Origin of the sequence: uncultured Gordonia sp., from assembly GCF_937858515.1 — a bacterium.
In the GTDB taxonomy this organism is placed as follows: domain Bacteria; phylum Actinomycetota; class Actinomycetes; order Mycobacteriales; family Mycobacteriaceae; genus Gordonia.
The window spans coordinates 20,716-28,355 of sequence record NZ_CALLZT010000087.1; the positions used below are offsets into that span (position 1 = coordinate 20,716).

Annotated in this window: 7 protein-coding genes; 5 read left to right on the forward strand and 2 right to left on the reverse strand. The window is 66.2% G+C overall.

Annotation, left to right across the window (positions count from 1 at the left end; genetic code table 11):
• Positions 1-25 precede the first annotated feature (25 nt).
• The 5 genes from Q0627_RS07795 (at position 26) to Q0627_RS07815 (ending at position 6,089) form a co-directional block, all read left to right on the forward strand.
• Entirely contained in the window at positions 26-1,315 is a 1,290-nt protein-coding gene (locus Q0627_RS07795; protein WP_298808849.1) for an acyl-CoA dehydrogenase family protein, read from the forward strand.
• Positions 1,312-2,148, forward strand: a complete 837-nt coding sequence (locus Q0627_RS07800) for an SDR family oxidoreductase (RefSeq protein WP_298808851.1) — start codon at positions 1,312-1,314, stop codon at positions 2,146-2,148. The genes Q0627_RS07795 and Q0627_RS07800 overlap by 4 nt, the downstream gene beginning before the upstream one ends.
• Positions 2,149-2,266: 118 nt before the next feature.
• Positions 2,267-3,421, forward strand: a complete 1,155-nt coding sequence (locus Q0627_RS07805) for an acetyl-CoA C-acetyltransferase (RefSeq protein WP_298808854.1) — start codon at positions 2,267-2,269, stop codon at positions 3,419-3,421.
• A 390-nt stretch (positions 3,422-3,811) separates the two neighbouring features.
• Positions 3,812-5,317 (forward strand): aldehyde dehydrogenase family protein, encoded by a 1,506-nt coding sequence (locus Q0627_RS07810; RefSeq protein ID WP_298808857.1) that lies wholly within the window; start codon positions 3,812-3,814, stop codon positions 5,315-5,317.
• Between the two features lie 175 nt (positions 5,318-5,492).
• Positions 5,493-6,089: a TetR/AcrR family transcriptional regulator gene (locus tag Q0627_RS07815; protein WP_291010956.1), complete on the forward strand. Its 597-nt coding sequence runs from the start codon at positions 5,493-5,495 to the stop codon at positions 6,087-6,089.
• 4 nt (positions 6,090-6,093) lie between these two features.
• Here Q0627_RS07815 and Q0627_RS07820 read toward each other — a convergent pair whose 3' ends face one another.
• Together Q0627_RS07820 and Q0627_RS07825 are read right to left on the reverse strand one after the other, a co-directional pair.
• Positions 6,094-6,489 (reverse strand): hypothetical protein, encoded by a 396-nt coding sequence (locus Q0627_RS07820; protein ID WP_291010954.1) that lies wholly within the window; start codon positions 6,487-6,489, stop codon positions 6,094-6,096.
• Between the two features lie 108 nt (positions 6,490-6,597).
• The coding region (locus Q0627_RS07825; protein WP_298808863.1) for a nitronate monooxygenase family protein at positions 6,598-7,640 on the reverse strand (1,043 nt) is incomplete at its 5' end.

The following is a 7,640-nucleotide window of genomic DNA, read 5'->3' on the forward strand; positions in this document are numbered from 1 at the left end:
TGCTTGGTCGGCTATGCTAGCTGCCATGACGACGAGTGTCACGGACGCGCAGGGCGCGATCGACCTGGCGGATCGCTCGGTTGACCTGGGCGCTTGGGCGGAGAACACCCCTGACGCCGCCGATGTGTTCGCCGAGGCGGTCCGCACCTGGCTCGCCGACAATCTCGTCGGCGACTTCGCCAAGCTGGCCGGCCGCGGCGGTCCGGGTAGCGAGCACGAATTCTTCACCGAACGCCTCGCCTGGGACCGGCACCTGGCCGCCGCCGGCTGGACCTGCCTGGGCTGGCCGACCCGCTACGGCGGACGCGGCGCCACCATCGAGCAGCGCATCATCTTCCACCGCGAATACGCCCGCGCCAACGCACCCGCCCGGGTCAACCATCTCGGTGAGGAACTGCTCGGACCCACCCTTATCGAATTCGGTACCGAAGAACAGAAGCAGCGTTTCCTGCCGCACATCGTCGACGTCACCGAACTGTGGGCGCAGGGCTATTCGGAACCGGGTGCCGGTTCCGACCTGGCCGGCGTATCCACTTCTGCGAGAACAGAAGACGGTCGCTGGGTGATCAACGGGCAGAAGATCTGGACGTCGCTGGCGCACATGTCGCAGTGGGTGTTCGTGCTGTGCCGCACCGACAAGGATTCCAAACGCCATGCGGGACTGAGCTTCCTGCTGGTGCCGCTCGACCAGCCGGGTATCACCATCCGGCCGATCCAGCAGCTCACCGGCACGTCGGAATTCAACGAGGTCTTTTTCGACGACGCAGTCACCGACGCCGATCTGATCGTCGGCGCGCCCGGCGACGGCTGGTCTGTTGCGATGGGACTGCTGCAGTTCGAGCGTGGCGTCTCCACGCTGGGTCAGCAGGTCGGATTCGCCCGCGAACTCGACGATCTCACCGAACTTGCCCGCACCAATGGAGCCATCGATGATCCAGCCATCGCTGCCCGGCTCGCCCGGGCACGGATCGGTCTGACCGTGATGGGCGCGCACGCACGGCGCACCCTCGGCGGCGACATCACCTCGGAAGCCGGCGCCGCGTCGACATCAAAACTGTTGTGGGCCAACTGGCATCGCGATCTGGGTGAGCTCGCGATGACGGTGGTGGGTGCGCCGTCGCTGATCGGCCCGTCGCACACCGCAGAGGGCAGACCCAACGACCTGTACGACCCCGAGCACGTCGAGCTCGACGAGTGGCAGCGACTGTGGCTGTTCACCCGCGCCGACACCATCTATGGCGGCTCGAATGAGGTGCAGCGCAACATTATCGCCGAGCGGGTGCTCGGCCTACCCCGGGAGGCACGTCTGTCATGACAGCAGTATCGAGATCAGCCGGAGATTTCCCGTCGCTCCGCTCGCCCCTGGCCACCCCGCCTGCCGAAACCCCCGGCCACGGACTGCTCGCCGGACGCAAGGCCGTGGTCACCGCCGCCGCCGGCACCGGCATCGGCTTCTCGACGGCGCGGCGCATCCTGCTCGAAGGCGGCGACGTGCTGATCAGCGACTGGCACGAACGCCGGCTCGGCGAGGCCCGCGACAAGCTCGCCGAGGAGTTCCCTGATCGGACCGTCGCCCAGCTCACCTGCAATGTGCAGGACACCGCCGAGGTCGACGACCTGATCGCCGGTGCCGCAACCGAACTCGGCCGCATCGATGTGCTGGTCAACAATGCCGGTCTCGGCGGCGAGACACCGGTCGCACAGATGACCGATGAGGAGTGGGATCGCGTCGTCGACATCACCCTCACCGGCACCTTCCGCGCCACCCGGGCTGCGCTGCGCTACTTCGGTTCCGTCGAGCACGGCGGCGTCATCGTCAACAACGCCTCGGTCCTCGGCTGGCGCGCCCAGCGCGGCCAGGCGCACTACGCCGCCGCCAAGGCCGGTGTCATGGCGCTGACTCGTTGCGCCGCAGTCGAAGCCGCCGATGTGGGGGTGCGCATCAACGCCGTCGCCCCATCGATCGCCAAGCACCCGTTCCTCGCCAAGGTCACCAGCGACGAACTCCTCGACGAACTCGCCTCCAAAGAGGCCTACGGCCGCGCCGCCGAAGTCTGGGAGGTCGCAGCGACCATAGCGATGCTCGCCAGCGACTACACCACTTACCTCACCGGCGAAGTCGTCTCCATCTCCTCCCAACGCGCCTGATTGTTGATCCCTGAGGAGCCGCCGTCGCGCCGGCTTGCGAGCCGACCGGCAGCGTCACGAAGGGTCCGGCGACGGACGGCTCTCAGCGCAACCACCGACATCAACGAAGGACACCACCATGACCACCCCCCAGGCCTACATCGTCGACGCCGTCCGCACCCCGGTCGGCAAACGTAACGGCTCACTCGCCAAGGCACACCCCGCCGACCTCGGCGCCCACGTCATCGCGGCGATCGTCGAACGCACCGGCATCGACCCGGAGGTCGTCGACGATGTGGTGTTCGGCTGCGTCGATGCGATCGGCCCCCAGGCCGGCAACATCGGCCGCACCGCGTGGCTGGCCGCCGGGATGCCACTGGGCGTACCCGGCACCACGATCGACCGCCAGTGCGGATCATCGCAGCAGGCAATCCATTTCGCCGCCCAGGGCGTGATGAGCGGCACCCAGGACGTTGTCGTCGTCGGTGGCGTGCAGAACATGAGCGCAATCCCCATCTCGCAGGCCATGATCGCCGGACAGGAGTTCGGATTCACCACGCCCACAGCAGAATCCGAGGGCTGGCGCAAGCGTTTCGGCGACGCCGAGATCTCCCAGTTCGCCGGCGCCGACGCGATGGCCGTCAAATGGGACATCAGCCGCGAGGATATGGAGCAGTGGGCGTTCAACTCGCACGACCGCGCCCGCACCGCCATCGCCGACGGCCGCTTCGACCGCGAGATCGTCGCCTACGGTGATCTGTCCGTCGACGAATGCCCCCGCGAAACCACGCTGGAGAAGATGGCCGGCCTCAAACCGCTCGCCGAGGGTTCCCGGCTCACCGCGGCCGTCGCTTCCCAGATCTCCGACGGCGCATCGGCGGCGCTGGTCGTCTCCGAGGCCGCCCTCAAGCAGTACCACCTCACCCCGCGCGCCCGCATCCACCACCTGTCGGTGCGCGGCGACGACCCGGTGATGATGCTCTCGGCACCCATCCCGGCCACCGCGTACGCCCTGAACAAGGCGGGCATGAGCATCGACGACATCGACGTCGTCGAGATCAACGAGGCGTTCGCGTCGGTGGTGCTGGCCTGGATCAAGGAGACCGGTGCCGATCCGGCCAAAGTCAACCCGAACGGCGGCGCGATCGCCCTCGGTCACCCCCTCGGCGCCACCGGCACCAAGCTCTTTGCCACCCTCCTCAACGAACTCGAACGCACCGGCGGCCGCTACGGCCTGCAGACGATGTGCGAGGGCGGCGGCACCGCCAACGTCACCATCATCGAACGCCTCTGACCGTGGCCCGGCCGCCGCAATGAGCCGGCCACCCACCCGATCCCTGAGGCCAAACCGATGCGTGAGCCGGTCACCTTCTCGGTCCCTGAGGCCAAACCGATGTGTGAGCCGGTCACCTTCTTGATCCCTGAGGCCGATGCGCCGGGAGTGCCGGTCACCTTCTTGATCCCTGAGGCTGATGCGCAGGGAGTGCCGGGTACCTCTCTTGATCCCTGAGGCCGAAGCGACGAAGTCGCAAGGGTCACGAAGGGTCCGGTGAGGTACACGCATGACGTGACCACCGTCCGTCGCCAAACACTGTGAACTCCCGCATACTGGTACCCGAAACATATATGTTCCGGTGCCTACGCTGGTGGCAACGAACACCGACACAACCATCTGGGAGGATGCATGACCAAGCCCGCTGAGCTCACCCCGACCGACACGCACGTGTCGTCGGATCAGCACACTATGACCGAGTTGCTGGAGATCCAGCGGGCCGCGTTCCTGCGCGACGGCATCCCGGACGCCAAAACCCGTATCGACCGCATCGCCCGGCTCGCCGCGCTGCTGCTCGACCATTCCGACGAGATCGCGCAGGCACTGACCGCCGACTTCGGTTCGCGCCCCCGTGAACTGTCACTGATGGCCGACATCGCCGGTTGCATGCTCGACCTGGCCCACCAGCGGCGCAGCGTCGCCAAATGGATGAAGGAGACCAAGACCTCCAAGGTGATGGGCGTCGCCGGTTTCAAGCAGTCGATCCGGCACGAACCGCTCGGCGTGGTCGGCATCATGGGCCCGTGGAACTTCCCGCTGCAGCTCACCATCGTGCCCGCGGGTTCGGCGTTCGCCGCCGGTAACCGGGTGCTGATCCGGCCGTCGTCGATCACGGCCAAGACCACCGACGTGATCGCCAAGTACGCCCCCGACTACTTCTCCATCGAGGAGTTCGCGGTCATCACCTCGCGGCACGGGTCCGGCTCGGACTTCGCCAAGCTCAAGGTCGACCACATGTTCTTCACCGGATCGCCCGAGGTGGGCGCGTCGGTGGCGTCGGAGGCCGGCAAGAACCTGGTGCCCGTCACTCTCGAACTCGGCGGCAAGAACCCGGTCGTCGTCGACACCGATGCAGACCTCACCAAGGCCGCCAACCTGGTGGCCGACGCCCGGCTGGTCAACGGCGGCCAGCTGTGCCTGTGCCCCGACTACGTGTTCGTCCCCGAGGCCAAGCACGACGAGTTCATCGACAAGGTGATCGCACGCTGGACCGCCAACCTCCCGACGATCGTCGACAATCCGCAGTTCACCGCCACCATCAACGAGAAGAACTACAACCGCATCGTCGGCCTCATCGACGACGCGGTGTCCCTGGGCGCCACCAAGCGCCAGGTGATCCCGGCCGGCGAGCAGCTACCCGACGCCGGGCGCCGCAAGATCGCCCCTACGATCCTCACCGGTGTCAAGGCCGGCATGAAGATCGAGGAGGACGAGGTGTTCGGTCCGGTGCTGACGGTGTACCCGTACCGCAACCTGTCCGAGGCCATCAACCGCATCGCGGCCAACCCCCACCCGCTGACGATGTACTGGTGCGGCAACCGCAACGAACGGTTCGAGCGTCTCGCCGATGGCACCCGCAGCGGCGCTATCAACGGCAACGACTTCGCGCTGCACCTGTTCGGTCCCGAACTCCCGTTCGGCGGTGTCGGCCGCAGCGGCATGGGCGGCTACCACGGCAAGACCGGCTTCGACACCTTCAGTCATCGCCGCGCTGTCGCATTCTCGACGATGCCGCTCACTGTCGCCACGATGATGTCGCCGCCGTTCGCCAAGCGTGACACCAAGTTGGCCGACGGCCAGATCAAGATGTGGCGCAAGCTCAATGCCCGCGCCCTGAAAAAGGCCCGCAAGAAGTAGCAGTCTTGATCCCTGAGGAGCAGCTGCGCGAGCTTGCGAGTTGCTGGTGTGACCTTCTTGATCCCTGAGGAGCAGTCGCGCGAGCTTGCGAGCCGACCGCGTCACGAAGGGTCAGGTGACGTCAGGCTCCCACGGATCCACCGCAACCCGACCAAGCGCTTGCTAGGGTAGACCCATGGCAGCGCGAACCTCGACCAGCTCGGCCCGCCGCGACGAACTCCTGTCGACGGCGGGCCGGCTGTTTGCGGAGAACGGGCTGCGGTCCACGACGGTACGCGACATCGCCGACGCCGCGGGCATCCTGTCGGGCAGCCTGTATCACCATTTCGACTCCAAGGAGTCGATGGTCGACGAGATCCTTCGCGGCTTCCTCGACCGGCTGTTCGGCAGGTACCGCGAGATCGCCGCGGCCGATCTGTCGGCCACCGAGACCATCCGCCGTTTCGTGGTCGCCTCATTCGAGGCGATCGACAACGACCATCATGCGGTGGCGATCTATCAGGACGAGGCCCCGCGCCTGGCCTCCCAGGAACGCTACGGCTATATCGCCGAACTCAATACCGAATTCCGCGGCCTCTGGCTCTCGACGCTCCGCCGCGGCGTCGACGACGGCGAGTTCCGCACCGACCTAGACCTAGAGCTCGTGTACCGATTTATGCGCGACACCGTGTGGGTGGCGGTCCGCTGGTATCGTCCCGGCGGCACGATGGGCGTCGAAGACATTGCGCAGGAATATCTTTCGATCGTGCTCGACGGAATCGCCCCACGCTGACCGGCTATGCGCGATCCTGGTTGACCAGTTGCGCGCCGAGGGCCGCGCCACTCAGGGAAGTCAGGAACCCGATGACGGTGGCCTTGCGGGGCAGCGCTCCGCGCCGGGTCTCGTCGGCCACGGTCGCCAGGTCGATGACGTCGGTGGCGATGTTCAGCTTGTGCAGCAGGGGAGCGGACTTCTCGTCGGCCACGAGGAGCCCGACACCGAGTGCGAGGTTGCGCGACGCCATCAGCCGCGTCAGTGTCGGGCCGGGACCGGCGCTGAAGTCCAGCCCATAGAGTCGGCCGGCGGTGCGGCTGGCCAGCAATGCCACAGTCCCCAGTGCGAGTCTGTGTGCGGCCAAGAGCTGTGTGGCGTTCATATCGGTGGTTTCGTCCCTCCGTGTGGTGTCAGTCACTACACGGTAGCCCGATTTTTCGAATCCAGACAAGAAAATGCCCAACACGGGAGCGCTGATGCGGCTACTGCATCAGCACCCCGGTGGAGGGCGCTTCTTGTCCTCGGGTCAGCTCAGCGCTTTGCGGCGTTCGTGAGCCTGGGTCATCACCGACTGGATCAACTCGTCGCAGCTGGGCAGATCCTCGATCATGCCGACGACTTGGCCGGAAGCGAGGACCCCTGCCCTGGTGTCGCCCTCGACGAGCCCGGCACGAAGCAGCATCGGGGTGTTGCCGGCCATGATGATCTGCTGCCAGGTCCGCTCACCGGACTTCTTCATAGCCAGGCCGTCACGTACCAGGGTGGTCCACTTCATACCGGTGAGCTGTTTGAACTCATTCGCATTCCGGGCAGCAGCCGCCAAAGCTTTGACGGGACTACCGCTTTCGAGAGCATCGACCAGCGGGGTCCGCAGCACCCGATGCGGCATGCCGTCCACCTTCACCGAAACGACGGTGTCGTTCAGGGAACGCTTGAGGTACTCCTGTTTCACCGAGTCAGGGACGGCACTGTCGGAGGTGAGCAGGAACCGGGTGCCCATCGCGACGCCGTCGGCACCGTAGGCCAATGCAGCGACGAGCCCGCGGCCGTCGAAGAAGCCACCCGAGGCGACGACCGGCATATCCGAACCCGCCTGTGCCAGCGCATCGATGACCGACGGCAGCAGCAGTGTGGTGGCGACCGGCCCGGTGTGGCCACCGCCCTCACCGCCCTGCACGATCACCGCGTCCGCACCCCACGATGCCACCTTCAATGCGTGCTTGGCCGCACCGATCGACGGAATGACCACCACACCATGGTCTTTGAGCTTGGCGATCAGATCCTTCTTCGGTGCCAGCGCGAACGAAGCGACCTTCACACCCTCCCGGATCACCAGGTCGATCCGGTCGGCGGCATCGGCGGCGTCGGCGCGCATGTTCACACCGAACGGCTTGTCGGTGAGCGACTTGGTCTTCTTGATCGCCGCTTCCAACTCACCGAAAGTCATTGTCGCCGAGGCCAGAATCCCCAAACCGCCGGCGTTCGACGTGGCCGAGGTGAGCGATGGTCCCGATACCCAGCCCATCCCGGTCTGTACGATCGGATATTCGATACCCACCAGCTCGGTGA

Coding starts and splice junctions, on each gene's coding strand:
- Q0627_RS07795 (WP_298808849.1), top strand. CDS start 26: ATGACGACGAGTGTCACGGACGCGCAGGGCGCGATCGACCTGGCGGAT.
- Q0627_RS07800 (WP_298808851.1), top strand. CDS start 1,312: ATGACAGCAGTATCGAGATCAGCCGGAGATTTCCCGTCGCTCCGCTCG.
- Q0627_RS07805 (WP_298808854.1), top strand. CDS start 2,267: ATGACCACCCCCCAGGCCTACATCGTCGACGCCGTCCGCACCCCGGTC.
- Q0627_RS07810 (WP_298808857.1), top strand. CDS start 3,812: ATGACCAAGCCCGCTGAGCTCACCCCGACCGACACGCACGTGTCGTCG.
- Q0627_RS07815 (WP_291010956.1), top strand. CDS start 5,493: ATGGCAGCGCGAACCTCGACCAGCTCGGCCCGCCGCGACGAACTCCTG.